This window comes from Streptomyces odontomachi, from assembly GCF_024435355.1.
GTDB classification, from domain to species: Bacteria; Actinomycetota; Actinomycetes; order Streptomycetales; family Streptomycetaceae; genus Streptomyces; species Streptomyces odontomachi.
This window is the reverse complement of sequence record NZ_JAMJWG010000004.1, coordinates 236,962-252,566: the sequence shown is the minus strand read 5'-3', so window position 1 is coordinate 252,566 and position 15,605 is coordinate 236,962. Positions and strand designations below refer to the sequence as shown.

At 71.2% G+C, this 15,605-nt stretch carries 12 protein-coding genes and 1 pseudogene; 9 read left to right on the top strand and 4 right to left on the bottom strand.

Features of this window, described 5'->3' with window-relative positions; genetic code table 11:
• Positions 1-403 precede the first annotated feature (403 nt).
• Positions 404-1,411: a LacI family DNA-binding transcriptional regulator gene (locus NQO67_RS11935; RefSeq protein ID WP_255949833.1), complete on the bottom strand. Its 1,008-nt coding sequence runs from the start codon at positions 1,409-1,411 to the stop codon at positions 404-406.
• A gap of 345 nt (positions 1,412-1,756) precedes the next feature.
• Here NQO67_RS11935 and NQO67_RS11930 point away from each other — a divergent pair, with 345 nt between their 5' ends.
• Entirely contained in the window at positions 1,757-4,882 is a 3,126-nt protein-coding gene (locus NQO67_RS11930; RefSeq protein ID WP_255949832.1) for an AfsR/SARP family transcriptional regulator, read from the top strand.
• Here NQO67_RS11930 and NQO67_RS44780 read toward each other — a convergent pair.
• The 3 genes and pseudogenes from NQO67_RS44780 to NQO67_RS11915 all read right to left on the bottom strand — a co-directional run bounded on the left by NQO67_RS44780 (position 4,803) and on the right by NQO67_RS11915 (position 6,278).
• Positions 4,803-4,967 (bottom strand): S26 family signal peptidase, encoded by a 165-nt coding sequence (locus NQO67_RS44780; protein WP_255950028.1) that lies wholly within the window; start codon positions 4,965-4,967, stop codon positions 4,803-4,805. The two genes, NQO67_RS11930 and NQO67_RS44780, sit on opposite strands and share 80 nt — an antisense overlap.
• A 69-nt stretch (positions 4,968-5,036) precedes the next feature.
• Positions 5,037-5,645, bottom strand: a pseudogene (locus tag NQO67_RS11920) (ATP-binding cassette domain-containing protein); the annotation flags it as partial.
• A gap of 6 nt (positions 5,646-5,651) precedes the next feature.
• The gene (locus NQO67_RS11915; RefSeq protein ID WP_255949831.1) at positions 5,652-6,278 is read right to left on the bottom strand and encodes a TetR/AcrR family transcriptional regulator; all 627 of its coding nucleotides are present in this window, start codon (positions 6,276-6,278) and stop codon (positions 5,652-5,654) included.
• Between the two features lie 109 nt (positions 6,279-6,387).
• On the opposite strand from NQO67_RS11915, the gene NQO67_RS11910 reads away from it, so the two are divergent.
• From NQO67_RS11910 to NQO67_RS11875, 8 genes are all read left to right on the top strand, one after another.
• Positions 6,388-7,098: an SDR family NAD(P)-dependent oxidoreductase gene (locus tag NQO67_RS11910; protein ID WP_255949830.1), complete on the top strand. Its 711-nt coding sequence runs from the start codon at positions 6,388-6,390 to the stop codon at positions 7,096-7,098.
• A gap of 831 nt (positions 7,099-7,929) precedes the next feature.
• Positions 7,930-9,762, top strand: a complete 1,833-nt coding sequence (locus NQO67_RS11905) for a hypothetical protein (protein WP_255949829.1) — start codon at positions 7,930-7,932, stop codon at positions 9,760-9,762.
• Positions 9,759-10,094: a Rieske (2Fe-2S) protein gene (locus NQO67_RS11900; protein WP_255949828.1), complete on the top strand. Its 336-nt coding sequence runs from the start codon at positions 9,759-9,761 to the stop codon at positions 10,092-10,094. The genes NQO67_RS11905 and NQO67_RS11900 overlap by 4 nt, the downstream gene beginning before the upstream one ends.
• A 30-nt stretch (positions 10,095-10,124) precedes the next feature.
• Positions 10,125-10,379, top strand: a complete 255-nt coding sequence (locus NQO67_RS11895; protein WP_255949827.1) for a ferredoxin family protein — start codon at positions 10,125-10,127, stop codon at positions 10,377-10,379.
• A gap of 162 nt (positions 10,380-10,541) precedes the next feature.
• Positions 10,542-12,656: an AMP-binding protein gene (locus tag NQO67_RS11890; RefSeq protein ID WP_255949826.1), complete on the top strand. Its 2,115-nt coding sequence runs from the start codon at positions 10,542-10,544 to the stop codon at positions 12,654-12,656.
• A 146-nt stretch (positions 12,657-12,802) separates the two neighbouring features.
• Positions 12,803-13,384 carry a cupin domain-containing protein gene (locus NQO67_RS11885; protein WP_255949825.1) on the top strand — a complete coding sequence of 194 codons (582 nt, stop codon included), beginning with the start codon at positions 12,803-12,805 and terminating at the stop codon, positions 13,382-13,384.
• Complete coding sequence (locus NQO67_RS11880) at positions 13,381-14,736, top strand: aldehyde dehydrogenase family protein (RefSeq protein ID WP_255949824.1); 1,356 nt, start codon at positions 13,381-13,383, stop codon at positions 14,734-14,736. Before NQO67_RS11885 ends, NQO67_RS11880 begins: the two co-directional genes overlap by 4 nt.
• Positions 14,737-14,991: 255 nt before the next feature.
• Positions 14,992-15,522: a PaaI family thioesterase gene (locus NQO67_RS11875; RefSeq protein WP_255949823.1), complete on the top strand. Its 531-nt coding sequence runs from the start codon at positions 14,992-14,994 to the stop codon at positions 15,520-15,522.
• Positions 15,523-15,605 lie beyond the last annotated feature (83 nt).

Below are 15,605 nucleotides of genomic sequence, written 5' to 3'. Positions count from 1 at the left end.
GGTTGGGTGGAGAGGGCGTGTCAAGCTCCCCGGCGGTGAATTCCGGCTCTCCACCGGCAATTTCGGGGATGGTGCCGAAACATCGTCGGGATTCCGGCGGCCACGGAGCCGTGGCGAACGCGGGTTGTACACCCCTATGTGTTCATTGACCTCGCCGCGTCCTCGAAGCGCTTCGACCGGGATGCTTCGACGTGCTTTGACCGGGACGCTTCGACGTCTTTCGACGGGGACGCTTCGACGTGCTTTGACGAGTCGATCCCAGGCACAAGCGGTGTCGGGGCCGGCCGCCATCCGGCGGCGCAGGGTGGCGAAACGGGTGCCGATGTCACCGGACCACGGGGCGGCGCCGCGGCTGCCGGCTGCCCGGTGCTGCCTGTCCGGCGCCGGCGGCGACGCCTGGGGGTCACACGGGCGCCGGGCCCGTACTCGCACGGACCACCAGCTCCGGGGCGAGCAGCGCGATCTCGTCGCCTCCGTGCCCCTCCAGCTTGGCGACGAGGTGCTCCACGGCGGACCGGCCCATCTCCTGTGCGGGGATGGCGACCGAGGTGAGCCGCACGGGCGCCTGCACGGCGACCTGGTCGGGGCAGACCGCCACCACCGACACATCCTCGGGCACGGCCCTGCCCTGCTGGCGCAGCAGGGTGAGCAGAGGCCCCACCGCGGCCTCGTTCTGTAGGACGAGCCCCGTGGTGCCGGGGCGTTCGTCGAAGATGCGGGCGAGGGTGAGGGCGACCGCGTCGTACCCGCCCTCGCAGGGGCGGTGCAGGACGCGGACACCCAGCTCACGCGACCGGGAGCGGATGCCGTCCAGGGTGCGCTCGGCGAAGCCGGTGTGCCGCTCGTAGACGGCCGACGCCTCGCCGATGACGGCGATGTCACGGTGCCCGAGCTTCGCCAGGTGCTCCACGCACAACGCCCCGGTCGCCGTGAAGTCGAGGTCGACGCAGGTCATCCCTGCCGTGTCGGAGGGAAGGCCGACGAGTACCGACGGCCGGTCGGTCTCCCGCAGCAACGGGAGCCGTTCGTCGTCGAGTTCGACATCCATGAGGATCATGGCGTCGGCCAGCCCGCTACCGGCCACCCGGCGCACCACGTCGGGCCCCTCCTCCCCGGTGAGCAGCAGGATGTCGTACCCGTGCGTGCGGGCCGTGGTGACCACCGCCATGGCGATCTCCATCATGACCGGCACGTACATGTCGGTGCGGAGCGGGACCACCAGCGCGATGATGTTGGACCTGTTGCTGGCCAGGGCGCGTGCGCCGGCGTTCGGGTGGTAGCCGAGCTCGCGGATGCTCTGCTCGACGCGCCGGCGGGTGGTGGCCGAGATGGATCGCTTGCCGCTGAGGACATAGCTCACCGTGCTGGCCGAGACTCCAGCGTGCTGGGCAACCTCGGCGAGGGTGACCATCCAGCTCTCTCCAAGGTTGTGAAGCGCTTCGACGCTACGCTTGTGCCGACTGTCGTAGTGAGGGTGGTTCGACAGTAGCTCCCCCCGGATGGGGTGTCCAGGATGGTCGAAGCGCTTCGACTAGCGTTCTCCTGCGCAGAAGAACGTCTTCGAGTCCACGGACGTGGGGGAGCGCATCCAGAGTCGCTGGGTGACGCAGCGTCAAGACCGCCTTACGCGCCCACCAGGGCTTCGACGAAGCCGCACAAAAGCTGGAATATGCCTTGCATCGGGAAGCCGGCAGCGGGAAGGGTGACTCGCCAGGGGGAGTTCAGGGGGAGTTGAGGGGCGGCAAGGGGGGCTACGGTGACGGGCCTGTGTTTCGGCGTGCTCGGAACGATCGAGGCGTGGCGTCCGGACGGCAGCCGGGTGGAAGTGGGCCACTCTCTACAGCGCAGAGTTCTGGCGGCGCTGTTGGCCGACGTGGGCCGGGTCGTGCCGGCGGACACTCTGGTGGACCGGGTGTGGGGGGACAGCGAGCCGCGCAGCGGGCGCCAGGCGCTGTACAGCTACATCTCACGGCTGCGCGGGACGCTACGCGACCTACAGGTTTCGCTGATCCGCGAGACAGGTGGCGGCTACCGGCTGACGGCGTCCCCCGACACGGTGGACGTGTACCGGTTCCGAGCGACGCTCGAGCGGGCTCGGGCGGCGAGCCAGCCAGAGCAGGCCGAGGAACTGCTGGAGGAGACGCTCGGGTTGTGGCGGGGGAGCGCGTTCGCCGAAGCGGACACCCCCTGGTTCAACACGCAGCGCGAAGCGTTGCACGGTGAACGGCTCGCGGCGGAACTGGACCTGGCCGAGGCTCGACTGGAGCTGGGCCGCCACACCGAACTGCTCACCGAACTCTCGGCGCGCGTGGAGGAACACCCGCTGGACGAGCGGGCGATCGGCCAACAGATGCTGGCCCTCTACAGGAGCGGGCGGCAGGCCGAGGCGCTGGAGCAGTACGCCCGGACCCGACGGCGGCTGGCCGACGAACTGGGCGTCGACCCCGGCACCGCCCTCCAGCAACTCTACGAGCGCATACTCGCCGCGGACTCCCGGCTGTCGGCGTCGGCCGCGACGCGTCGGAAGCGGGGGCCGGCGGCGGTGGCCGGAGCGCCCGGCGGTACGGCCACCCACCTGACGGTGCCCCGGCAACTGCCCTCGGACATGGTGTCCTTCGTCGGGCGGGAGGCGGAGCTGTCCGCACTGGAGGACTCGGCGCTGGCCGCGCTGTGCGGGCCAGGCGGAATCGGCAAGACCGCACTGGCGGTGCGCTGGGCCCACCGCATGCGCTCCGCCTACCCGGACGGCCAGTTGTTCGTGGACCTGCACGGCTGCGCCCGGCGCCCGCTGCCGGTGGGCGAGGCGCTGGCTCGTTTCCTGCGGGCCCTGGGAGTGGCGGCCGAGCAGGTGCCCAGGGAGCTGGAGGAGCGGATCGCGCTCTACCGGTCGACGGTGGCGGACCGCCGGCTACTGGTGGTGCTGGACAACGCGGCCGATGCCGAACACGTTCGTCCGCTGCTGCCCGGTACACCTTCCTGCCGGACAGTGGTCACCAGTCGCACGGCCCTGCACGGTCTCGCCGCCTCACACGACGCCCGTATCGTGCCGGTGGGGCTGCTGACGGGCGAGCAGTCCCACCGGCTGCTGAGTGGACTACTCGGCTCGGCCCGGGAGCGGTCCGGGGAATCCCGGCCCGACGCAGAGCCGGCCGGTGACGACCGGCACGAAGCGGTTGCCGAGGTGGCCGAGCTCTGCCATCACCTGCCGTTGGCACTGCGGCTGGCCGCGGCTCATCTGGCGGCCCGTCCCTACACCTCGCTCGCCGAGTACTGCGCGCGTCTGCGCAGCGACCGGCTGACCGCGCTCGAGGTGCCCGGTGATCCGGCCGGCACCATCCGCTCCACTTTCACGCTCTCCTACCAGGAGCTGGAGGAGCCTTCCCGACGGATGTTCCGGCTGCTGGGCCTCCACCCCGGGCCGGACATCGACGGCCCGACCGCTGCCGCCCTGTCCGGGCTCGCTGAGGACCGGGCCGAGGAGTTGCTGACCCGGCTGGCGGCCACCCACCTCATCAGCCGGAACCGGCACGGCCGGTGGCAGATGCACGACCTGCTGCATGACTTCGCCGCAGAACGGGAAGCCGGCGAACACACCGAGCGGGAACGGCGGGATGCGGTACGCCGGCTGATGGACTGGCTGCTGCACGGCGCCGCGCGGAGCATGAACCTCGTGGACGCCAACCGCCACCAGATCCCCTTGGAACAGCCGGTACCCGGCCTCGCCCTGCCGGAGCCCGCCGGCTACGACGAAGCGCTGGACTGGCTCGAGACGAAACGGCCGGGCCTCCCGGCCGTGGTCCGGCTCGCCACCGAGTCCGGCCTCACGGGACATGCGTGGCGACTCGCCTGCACGGTCTGGCGGTTCCTCTATCTGCGGGGTTACCTGGACGACTGGATCAGCGTCAACGAGACGGTCCTTTCGGCCGCTGCGGACACCCTGGGAGAACACGGCCGTGCGGAGACGCTGACGTCCCTGGCAACCGCCTACCACCTGGCCGGCCGGTACGAGGAGTCACTTGACCACTACACGCGGGCCCTGCCGTTGCACCAGGCCGCAGGCAATCGACAGGGCGAAGTGAGCACGCTGGCCAACCTGGGCGCCACCCACATGGGGTACGGCCAGTTCGGGAAGGCGATCGTGCTCCTGCAACGGGCCCTGCCGCTGCAACGGGAACTGTGCAACAGCCGCGGGCAGGCCAACGTGCTGGGGAACCTGGCGGCGTGCCGGATGCGGCTGGGTGACTACCGGCAGGCGCTGGCCGACTTCGAGCAGGCCCTTCGGCTGTTCCGGCAGGTGGGGGACCGCCGGGGCGAGGCGCACACGCTGGAGAACCTGGGACAGGTGCGACTGCGGCTGGGGGAGACAGCCGAAGCGGAGACGTCCTTACGTGGGGCGTTGGCACTGCACCGGGAGATCGACTACCCACGCGGCGAAGCCGAGGCGCTCACCGGCCTCGGCAACGTCCTGCGGGCACGTGGCCGATACGTACAAGCACTGGAACACCACCAGCGTGCGCTGGACATCACCGAAGCGATCCGTGAGCCCGGCCTGCGCTGCGACGTGTTGAACGAGCTGGCCCGCACCAGTCGGGAGAGCGGCAACACCGAGCAGGCGTTGCACTGCTCACAGACCGCCGTGGCGCTCGCCCGGTCCAGCGCCAACCCCTACGGGCAGGCACGGGCCGCTGCCGAAGCCCACCTGGCCCTGAAGGCGCTGCAACGCGAGGCGGAAGCGGCCACGCACCTGGCGGAGGCGCGGCGACTGATGGCCGAGCTGGGCATCCCTCCCGAGGAATGCGGACTCAGCAGGACAGCCTGCGCACCACCGTGCCGAGGACCCGCTCACACGGAAGACATCCAAGATGGCGCGAGTCGAAGCTGACTCCAGGGTTGTCGCCGAGCAGGACCAGCCGACCCGGGGGCACGTGCCCGCACGATACGTCGTCCGGAAGGGCACCAGGTGGCACGGGATCACCGGGCCGGGCGGCCACCCGCTTGATCAGCCACTCCCGGCCGGAGACCGCGCGCGCCCCGGCCGTGCTGTGGATCTCGTGCTCCGCCGCGGCGTCGGGGCCGGCCGAGGGCTCGTCGAGGATCGCCGGTTCGGGCCGGTCCCGAAGGAAGGCTCGGGCGAGCGCGAGCCGCTGCCATTGCCCGCCGGAAAGCATCACGCCCGCTCGCTCGTCTTCCTGGTCGGTCTCCATGAGGAACATCCGTGACAGGAGGGTGTCGTAGCCTCGCGGAAGTCCGGCAGGCCTGTCGTGAACGCCGGCCTGCTCAGCCGCCGACCGGATCCTCTCCCGGCCGGCCAGCCTGGCCACGTCCCCCAAGGCGATGTTCTCAGCCGCCGTCATGTCGTAGTTCATGTGGTCCTGGAAGACCGCGCTGATCCGGCTCCGTAGCGCGGTCACGGCGATGTCGCGAATGTCCACGCCGCCCCAGAGGATCGCTCCCCGGGTGGGGTCGTGGAACCGGCAGAGCAGTTCGACCAGTGTGGACCTACCCGCCCCTTTGAGTCCGGCCAGGGCTGTCGCCGTCCCGTACGGGATGCGCAGACTGACACCGCGCAGTACCCACGGGTGTGCGCCGGAGTAGCGGAACCACACGTCGCGAAGCTCTGTCCCGCCGTATGCCGCCGGCCCCGGCGGCTGTCAGGGTTTGGCGTCCTGTACCTGCTGGGGCGTCAGGGGCGGGATCCGGAGGGGGTGTGCGGCCTCCGGGCGCAGGCCGTCCAGGAGGATCGACAGGTGGCGCCGCCAGGCGTTCGGGGCGATGCCACGCGTGGCGTCCACGACCGCGGCGATGCCCCAGCTGAGCAGCGCCAGGTCGGAGGGTTCGATGTCGGTGCGCAGCACACCTGCCGCCTTGGCGCGCTGCACGATCGCCGACTTGTGCGTCACGATGCGCTGCTGCGCTGCGTCGATGATCGGCGTACCGGCGACCCTGGAGCGGTACACGTCGGCGTAGCCGCGGTCTTCGGCGAGTAGTTCACAGGTCTGCTCCATGAAGCAGGCGAAGCCGTCCCACGCGTCGTCCGCCTGCGTGGCCCGCTCGGTGATCTCCGCCGCTCGCTCGGCCAGCGGCCCCAGTGCGGCGTCGACCAGCGCGCCGCGGGTCGGGAACCGGTTGTACAGCGTCCCGATGGCCACCCCCGCCTCCCGGGCGATCCTGTCGAGCGGCACGTCCAGGCCATGGCGGCCGAACACCTCGCGCGCCGCCAGAACCAAACGCTCCCTGTTCCGCACCGCGTCCTGGCGCAGTCCGCGTTCCCTGGTCATGGCCCGATTCTACGAACACAAGAAAAATGAGGGTGCTCTCAAGTTCGTGCTACGGTGAACTTGATGAGCCCCTCAACTTGACGGGCTGATGGACTTGACGGAGGTCCACATGCAGACGATCGCGATCTACGGCGCCGGGCCGGCCCTGGGGTTGGCGGTGGCGCGGCGCTTCGGCCGGGAGGACCACCGGGTGGCGCTGGTGGCGCGGAACCGGGAACGGCTCGACGGCATGGTCCGGGAACTGGCCGAGGACGGGATCGAGGCGGCCGGGTTCCAGGCCGACATCGCCGACCCGGCGGCGGCGCTACGGGTGACCGACGAGATCGAGGCCAGGTTCGGCGCGATCGACGTGCTCGAACACAGCCCCACCCCGGCCCAGGTGTTCATGACCCCCTTCGAGGTCGACGACGCCGGTCTGGCCCCCCTGCTCGACCTGTATCTGCATGCCCCGATCGCCCTGGTGCGGCGGGTGCTGCCGGGCATGCGGGAACGCGGTCGCGGTGGGCTGCTGTTCGCCATGGGCGCGTCGGCCAAGTTCGCGCCCCCGAGGCTGGCCGGCTCCGGCATCGCGCTCTCGGCCGTACGGAGCTACGTGCACGCGCTCGGCGCCGCGCTGGGAGACAGCGGCGTCTATGCCGGGACCCTGCTCATCGGCGCGCTCATCGAGGGCAGCGCGGCGCACCGGGAGGCCGCGCAGTGGGCGCACGACGATCAGCCCATGCCGGTGGTGTCGTGCGACGGCCTGGCCGACCGGCTGTGGGACATGTACACGAAGCGCGACCGCGTCGAGGACGTCGTGGCACCCGGGTTCACCGAGTAGCGCGCGCGAAAACCGGCGCCCTTGCCCTGCGGTGTCGTGCGGACCCCGCGTCGTGCGCCGCCATTGGAGACGGCGGCCTGGCCGTGCGCCGGGCCGCCCTCGGCCGGGTAGAGGGCGGCCCGGGCTCGGCCCGTGAAGTGGGGGGCCGACACCGGCCACCTTCATGTGTTTTCGCCAACATCAACTACTGGCGCCACTTCGGTCCCCTCGGAATTGCCTCGATCATCTTCTCCGGCCGCAGTGCGTCAGGGTGCGGAAAATGGCAGGTCACCCCTGGCCGACCGGGCTATTCACCGGCCCGCATATGACACTGCTATGAGCCAGCGGCGCGGCTGCCGCGGCGAAAACCTTCAGCCTCGCTGGCTGAATACCGCTCTGCGGGTCGCCTCATTGGACAGAAACACCCCTTCCGCCTCTTGCGGCACAGTGGTGCGATAGTTACGCTCCTGTTCATGCAAACGCTTGACCTAAGGAAGCGAAAGTGTTTGCAGCAATCGAGAGGCAGCATTCATGTATCTGCCTTTCGGGTTGCGAACTAATTCCTTCTCGTTCCTTCTCATTCCTTCTGGCTTAATCCGGGGCCGCCAGGGTCGTTGGATATCAGGTTCCGCGACCCCGGTTACACGATGGCCCCTGGGACGTTCGAGTCGCTGTCCGAGTGCAATCAACGATGCTCATCGCCATCTTGACTGGAATCTCTCTCCCCACGCTCTTGCGCCAGCACCACCCTGTCCACTGACTGCGTAGCGGCGGTCACATGCTGTAGTGACGCCTGCGCGAACCATATGAGGCGCGGGCGCTGAGCCATGCCCAACTTCTCGAAGGAACCGCATGACTTCGCTGATCTCCCCACCGCCAGCCGCCGAAGAAGCGGTGATGAAAGATGTCGCGTCAGCTCTGCACCGACGGCTGTCGATGTTCGCGGAGGAGGACGACCACACCGTTCTGGTCGGGATGGTAGCTGCGGGAAAGACGGATCCGTCCGTTCTCGAAAGGCTTGACGCCGCAGAACTTGCTCTTTCGAGTTCCGCCGTGCTGACCGAACTCGGTATACCAACCGACCAGTTCTCGCGATTCCGAAAGCTCTGGTACCACTTCAAGGTTCCGCACGGTCAGGCGTCCCTGCTGTGGTGGTACGTGTTCTGTCTGGCGCTCGGCGGGCAGGACGACGTGGGACACGCGTTACAGACGATGACAGAGGACCTCGGGGCGCTGGAGCGAAGCCAGGGCGCCGGGGTGCCGGACCTGTCCTCCAGGGGCAGCTGGAGCACCGTGCAGTCCCGTCTCGACGCGCTGCGCTCGGCACTGGAAGCCGCTCGTACCGCGCAGCACCCGCAGAACGCGGCGACGGGAACCGAGGACACCCCACAGGGCCTGGCGCACCACGCCCTGTGGGCGGGCGATCCCGTGCAGTTGCACGCGGTGACCGCCCGGGTCCGGCAGCGCTGGGAAGCCCTGTCCGACCAGGAACGCGACGAGTTGCTGGCCCAGCTGGAACAGCGGATCACCTCGGTCGAGCAGATCCGTCTGCTGCTCGGCGAGACCCTCGTGAAGAACCGCGACGCGGCAGCGGTCCTCGCCACCTGCCGGGCCGAGCCGGTGGCCGACTGGCCGCACGACCGACTGGTGCTCGCCACCTACCTGTGGTGCTGGCACCTCGGTGGCTACATAGTCCAGGAACTCAACCAGTCCTTCGTGTCGCTTCCCGCGCTCGCCCTCTTCCTGACCCGGCGCACACGTGAGTACGGCCGGCAGCTGTCCCTGGACGGCCACGGCGAGGACCTCGCAGCCGTTGACCCCACCGCTGACCCCACACTGCTGGCGGAAGCCCTCGGCCGCGTGCGCGAGAAGGTCGAGCGGGAGTATGAACGCTGTCTGCATTTCGACGGCAGCAACTGGGAGCGCCGCGAATTCCTCATCCCCTTGACGGCGATGCGCCGCAGCCACGCGATCCCGGAAAACCTCCGCGCACTGATCCACGAACGAACCGGAGCCGAGCTGCGCGGCGATTTCGGAGCGCCGCAGGACTGGGACGCGTGCGTCGACTCGGCGCTGGCAGCGGGGAGTTCGCCCACCGGCGTCATGCTCGCCCTGTCCCAGTGGGCGGTGGACGCCGAGGACCTGCCCATCGACATCGCCGTCTTCACCGTGCCGCTCGGCCGCAAGATGGCAGAGCCCTGGACCTTCGACTTCACCGACCTCTTCTGCTATTCGGCCTTCCGTACGGGATTCTCGCCCGAGGACTACGGGATCAAGAACAACCTGGTCGGCATCCAGAACGTCATGGGCCAGAGGATGCGGTACAACGCCGTCAAGAAGGCGCAGAACTACGCGCCCGTCAGGCGCTTTCCCCCGCAGGGATTCAACCTGCCGGACATCTCGGTAGCCGAGGACGCCAACCACGCCGGCCACACCGCCGCCGGGGTACGGCTCGCCTGCCGCGTCCCGATCGCGATCGACCACGGCGGCCGGACCTGGCACGGCCTGGCGGACGTCCGGCTCAACCGGGCCTCCTACCACAGCGACAACCGCTTCGCCCCGCGCGACATCGTCACCGCGAACCGGTACGGCCAGTGGGCCAAGGCGATCGCGGAGGCCGCCTACCGCCGTGGACTTGTCTTCGACGAGAAATGGGGGAACAAAGTGAAGGACCTGGAACTGTGACGAACGACGCCATGACCGGGGCCCCGCGCGCCCGGGTGTCCAGCGCCTCCGGCAACGACCGGGCCGGCGACGAGAACGCGGCCACGGAAGACCCCTACGCGGTGGTCCGCTGGGGCGACCGTGAGGTACGCGTGCCCGCCCGCTGCCCGCACCGGGGCGCACCGCTCGCCGAGGGCACGGTCACGGGCTCCCTGCTCGTATGCCCCTGGCACCAGGCCACGTTCGACCTGCGGACGGGCCGGCTGGTGCGCGGTCCCGTCTGCGGCGACATCGAGGTGACCGAGCTGGACAACGCCCTGCCTCATGGCCGTGACGGGTACGCCGCCGGCTGACCAGACGGAACGAGAAGTTAGGAGAACGCGGTGTCCTACGTCATCACCGAGCCCTGCGTCGACATCAAGGACGGCGCCTGCGTCGACGTCTGCCCCGTCGACTGCATCGAAGGCACGGACGCGGACCGCCAGCTGTACATCGACCCCGAACGCTGTGTCGACTGCGACCTGTGTCTGACCGTCTGCCCGGTCGACGCGATCTACAAGGAGGAAGAGGTTCCCGAGGAATGGCAGGGCTTCATCGAGGTGAACCGCAAGTACTTCGCTGACCAGCAGCCAGGCTGACGGCACGGAAGGCGTTCACCCTCCCACGCCGGAGATCGTCCGCAGGACGACGAGGTCCGCCGGGCGACCGCGCCATGTCCGTCTTCCCGTTCCGCACGATCCACCACCTCGAGTGTCCAAGATCACGGGCGAGGGCACTGCGAATCCGAGAAAGGCCACTCCGTGTCTGTACGGTCAGACCTCCTGGCGTCGCTGCCCCCTTTCGCCCGCGTCGTCGTGCGCTCTCCCAACGGCACCGCGCTCGCGGCGCTGCTGGCCACCTGCTGGGAACGGCAGTTGGTGGCAGTCCCGCTCCACCCGGCCACCAGCGACGCCGACCGGGACGCGATCGCCGCCGAGGTGGCGGCCTCCGCCCTGATCGACGGCGATCCCGCCACGCCGCCGCGTCCGCTCCCCGGCGACCCCGACCACCCGGACGCCAAGGGGCTGGCGTTCATCATCTACACCTCCGGCTCCACCGGTCGCCCCAAGGGCGTCATGCTCGACCGCGAGGCGGTCGCCGGCAACGCCGCCGCGACCGCCGCGCTGCACCGCTTCGGGCCGGATCGCCCGCACGGCACCTGCCTGCCGTTCTTCCACGTCAACGCGCTGGTCATGTCCCTCATGGGCACGCACCTGACCGGGGCCCCGCTGGTCTTCGGCCCGGCGTCTGACCCGGCCGGCTACTTCGCCGCGCTGGACCGGGGCGGCGCGCGCACCGCCTCGGTGGTGCCCGCCATCCTCCGGGACATCGTCGACGCCCGACCGCCCTGGCCGGAGCGGCTCGACTACCTCGTCACCGCCGCCGCCCCGCTCAGCAGCGACCTCGCCCGGCGCTTCCACCAGCTGTACGGGCCCCGGTTGCGCCAGGGGTACGGGCTGTCGGAGGCGATGAACTTCTCCTTCGTCATGCCCACCCTCGACTCGGCCGAGTTCACCGAGCACTACATCGACCAGCACCCCCCGGTCGGGCTGCCCCTGGAAGGCACCCGATTACGGCTGGAGGACGGGGAGGTGTGGATCGCCTCCCCCGACCTGACCCGTGGGTACTGGCAGAACCCGGAAGCCACCCGGGAACTGCTGCCCGGCGACGGGTGGCTGCGCACCGGTGACCTCGGTGAACTACGCGACGGCTACCTCGTGCTGCGGGGCCGGGTGCGCGAAGTCATCAACCGCGGCGGCGAGAAGTACCACCCCCTGGACGTCGAACGCCGCTGGCGGGCCGCCGGAGCCGGAAGCGCGTTCGCCGCCGTCGCCGTCGCCGAGCCCGGCCTCGGCCACGAGACGGGGATCGTCACGGCCGACGAGGACCTCGCGCAGGTCCGCACCCTGTACGACACCGCCGTGCCCAGGCCCGTCGTCGCGCAGCTGGGCGGCCTGCTGCTGACGTCCACCGGCAAGCCGCGCCGGGCCGCCATGGGAGCCCGCCTCGCCGCTCGCCGGGACAACGCCCGCCGGTACGCCGACCTGTTGGACTACGCGTCGCTGGCGGCCAGGGCCCTAGTGGACGGCGGGGTGCCGCCGCGCACCGCGCAGGCCGCGTGCCTGCACCGCGGTGCCCTGGCCCTGGCCACGCAGCACCCCGTCGACGCCGCGCCGCAGACCGCGCCCCGCACCGCCGCACACGACGCCATCGACGCCCTGGTGGACTACTGGCCCGAGCTGGCCGACGGCGGCGGCAACGGCGTGGAACTCATGCGCCGACATCGCGGGCTGTGGAAACGCCTGATGACCGAGTGGCCGATGGTCGTGTACGCCGAGCACATCACCGACGTGCTCAAGGCCGGGGACCTGCTGCGCGGGCGCGTCCTGGAAGCCGGATCCGGCGTGGGGAACACCACCTCGCGGATCGCCCCGCTGGTCGACGGCGAGTTCGTCTGGTCGGACGTGGTGCCCGACCTGGTGGCCAGGGGCGGGTGGCCCGGCCGCGGCACCGTCCTCGACCTCGACGCCGACCCGCCCCCCGGCCTGGGCCGCTTCGACACCGTGCTGGCCACCAACGCCGTGCACTGCGTCGCCGACAAGCCCGCCACCCTGCGCCGGCTGCACTCCCTCCTCGCACCCGGTGGACGCCTGGTGCTCTCCGAGGGCTCCAGTCCCACCACCCCGGGCGGCATGCCCTGGGCGCTGGACTACCTCTTCGCCCTCTGGGACGGCTGGTGGGACCGCGGCGGCTTCCGGAGCCGCTGGGAGTGGCTGGACCTGCTGGCCGCCGCCGGCTTCCGCGACCTCGGCTACTCCGCCGTGCGCGCCGGCCGCCACGACCTGGGGGGAGTCGTCTGGGGAACGAAGCGCTGACCCTCCCCGGCGGGCGACGTACCCGCCACCCGGACCGGCTCCGGCGACCCAGGCCGCGTCACGCCACGCCACGTCCCACCTCGGCGGGGCCGGTACCGCCCGGTCCGTCGCAGCGGGTCCGCTCACCACCACACGAAAGGCATCCCATGTCCGTCGACACCTCACTGACCGACTCCGAGCGCACGACCCCGTCGTCCCTCACCATCGTGGACTGGGCCCGCTCCGTGGTCGGCGACGACGTCACCACCCTGACCGTCCCGCACGGCGAACGGCCCACCCAGGTGCACGGCGCGAACGCCACGGGCGAGGCGCTGGTGACCAACGGCGCGCTCGGCGCCGACGTCATCCGGCTGCCCGCCGGTGCCGGCTTCCTGCCGCACACCCATCCCGGGCACCACATCCTCATCGTCGTCGCCGGCGAGGGCACCATCACCTACGGCGGATACGTCCACCAGACCCGTGCCGGACAGGTCTACCTGGTGGAGGGCGCCGTACCGCACGCCGTCGGGGCCATCACCGACCACGTCATCGTCGCCGTAGGCTCGCCCCACAAGGAGATCGACGCCGAGGACCGGATGGCCCCCGTGCCCTACACCGAGGTCATCGCCCCCGACGGCAACCTGACCTGTCTGATCTGCAACATCTCCACCGTCGACCCGAAGCGTCTGCACGACGCCGACTGTCCGCACTGTCCCTGCAAGACCTGCGCCACCCAGGGCCGTTCGTGACCGCGCCGACGGACCTGACGCTCGTCGACCCGCGCACCGGCCGGCCGCGCGGCTCGTCGCCGAACAGCCGCGGTGACGAGGTCGACGCGGCCGTCGCTGCGGGTCACACGGCCCAACCGCAGTGGCGGCACCGCACCCCACGGGAACGCTCCCGCGCCCTCGACCGGCTCGCGGGGCTCCTGGAGGAGCACGCCGAGGACTACGCCGGCGCGGAGCAGGCCGGCACCGGCAAGCCCGAGTCGGAAGCGCGCGCCGAGGTCGCGGAGGCCGCCGACCTGTTCCGCTTCTTCGCGCACGCCGTACGCGCCGCCACAGGACCGGCCGCGGGACGCCTCATGGCCGGCCACGAGAGCTGGGTGCGGTGGGAGCCGATCGGCCTGGTGGGCGTCATCGTCCCGTGGAACTACCCCCTGATGATGGCGGCCTGGCGCTGCGCCCCGGCGCTCGCCGCCGGCAACTGCGTCGTCGTCAAGCCCGCCGAGAGCACCCCGGATTCGCTGCTGTTGCTGGCTCGGCACGCCGCCGAGGCCCTCGGCCCTGCGGTGCTCCAGACGGTGTGCGGCGACCGCGAGACCGGCCGGCTGCTCGTGGAGTCCACCGTCGACATGATCGCGTTCACCGGCAGCGGCCGGGCCGGGGCCGACATCGCGGCCCGGGCGGGCCACCGCCGGGTCAGCCTGGAACTCGGTGGCAACAGCCCCGTCATCGTCCTGCCGGACGCCCCGGCGGACACCTGGGAGCGGCTGGCCGACGCCGTCACCTACAACGCCGGCCAGTCGTGCGCCGCCCCCGCCCGGGTCATCACCCTGGCCTCCGGCTACGACCACGCCGTGGAAGAGCTGACGGCGGCCATGTCCGGCAGGGCCGCGGGGCGCGACTTCGGCCCGCTGAACAACACCGACCAGGTCGCCCGGTACGACGATCTGATCGCCAGGTCCACCGCCACGTACGACAAGGCCGGCGCCGTGCAGACCGCACCGGGAGAGGAAGGCGGGCTCTGGCGGCCGCCCCGGGTACTGGCCGGTCTCCCGGAGGACGACCCGGCCGTGCGGGAGGAGGTCTTCGGGCCGCTGCTGACCGTCCAGCGCGCCGGCGACCTCGACGAGGCCCTGCGGATGGCCGGCAGCGTCCCGCAGGCACTCGCGGCCAGCGTGTGGACGGCGGACCTCGACCGGGGCCTCGCGCTGGCCTCGGCCCTGGACGCCGGCGAGGTCTGGCTGAACTGCCACCTCGCGCAGACCGCCGAGCTGCCGCACGGCGGCCGGGGCGCCTCCGGCACCGGCACGGACCTGAGCGTGCTCTCCCTGCACGAGTACCAGCGCCCGAAAACGGTCACCGCACGCCTGCGGTGACCCGTGAAGTGGCCCGCCCCCGCCGCGGGACACATCTCCACCCTTCAGACCAGCAGGAGCACAGACTGTGCCAATCGCCCGCGTCGACGGCTGCTCCACCGCCCGATGGGCCGGTGAACCGCCGTCCTGCGACGTCGAGTTCGGGCACCCGGCCCGCCGGCAGGACCCGCCATCAGGGCCGTGGAGGCCGCCGCGACGGTACGGGAGGCAGTGGTCGAGATGAGCGAACCGCAGCCTGGACCAGGCGGGACCGGCATGACCGTCCGTCCCCGCGCCGCCGCGTCGGAACTGGCCACACCGCCTCCCGGCGCCCACCCGCCGGTGCACTCGGCGCCGGGTTCCCCCCGGGCGTGGCGCCCGCACGTCCCGGACCACCCCACCTGCTTCGCCTGCGGCCCCCGCGTCCCCAACGGGCCGGGCCTGACCATCACGGAGCGCAGGCCGGACGGGGTGAGTGCCACCGCGGTGCTCGACGAGGTCTACCAGGGGGCGCCCGGCATCGCGCACGGCGGCCTGGTGGCGACCCTGCTCGACGAGGCGGCCTCGCTTGCGGTGTGGCAGAGCCTGGGGCGTCCCACCGTCACGGGACGCCTGGAACTCCAGTACCACGCTCCCGTCCCCGTCGGCGTGCCCCTGGCCGTCACCGCCCGCTGCACGGCGACGGCCGGCCGCCGGGTGTTCGCGGAGGCCGCCATCGCGCCGGTCGGCGAACCGAAGGTCTGCGCGGAGGCGGCCGCGGTCTTCATCGAGGTGCCCCACTCCCATTTCACCGCCCACGCACCGTGACCCGGCCGGCCCGGTGCTCCGCAGACGGCGACCGCACGCGGCACGCACCCCTCGATCAGCAGCCAGGGGCCCCGAAGGGCCGG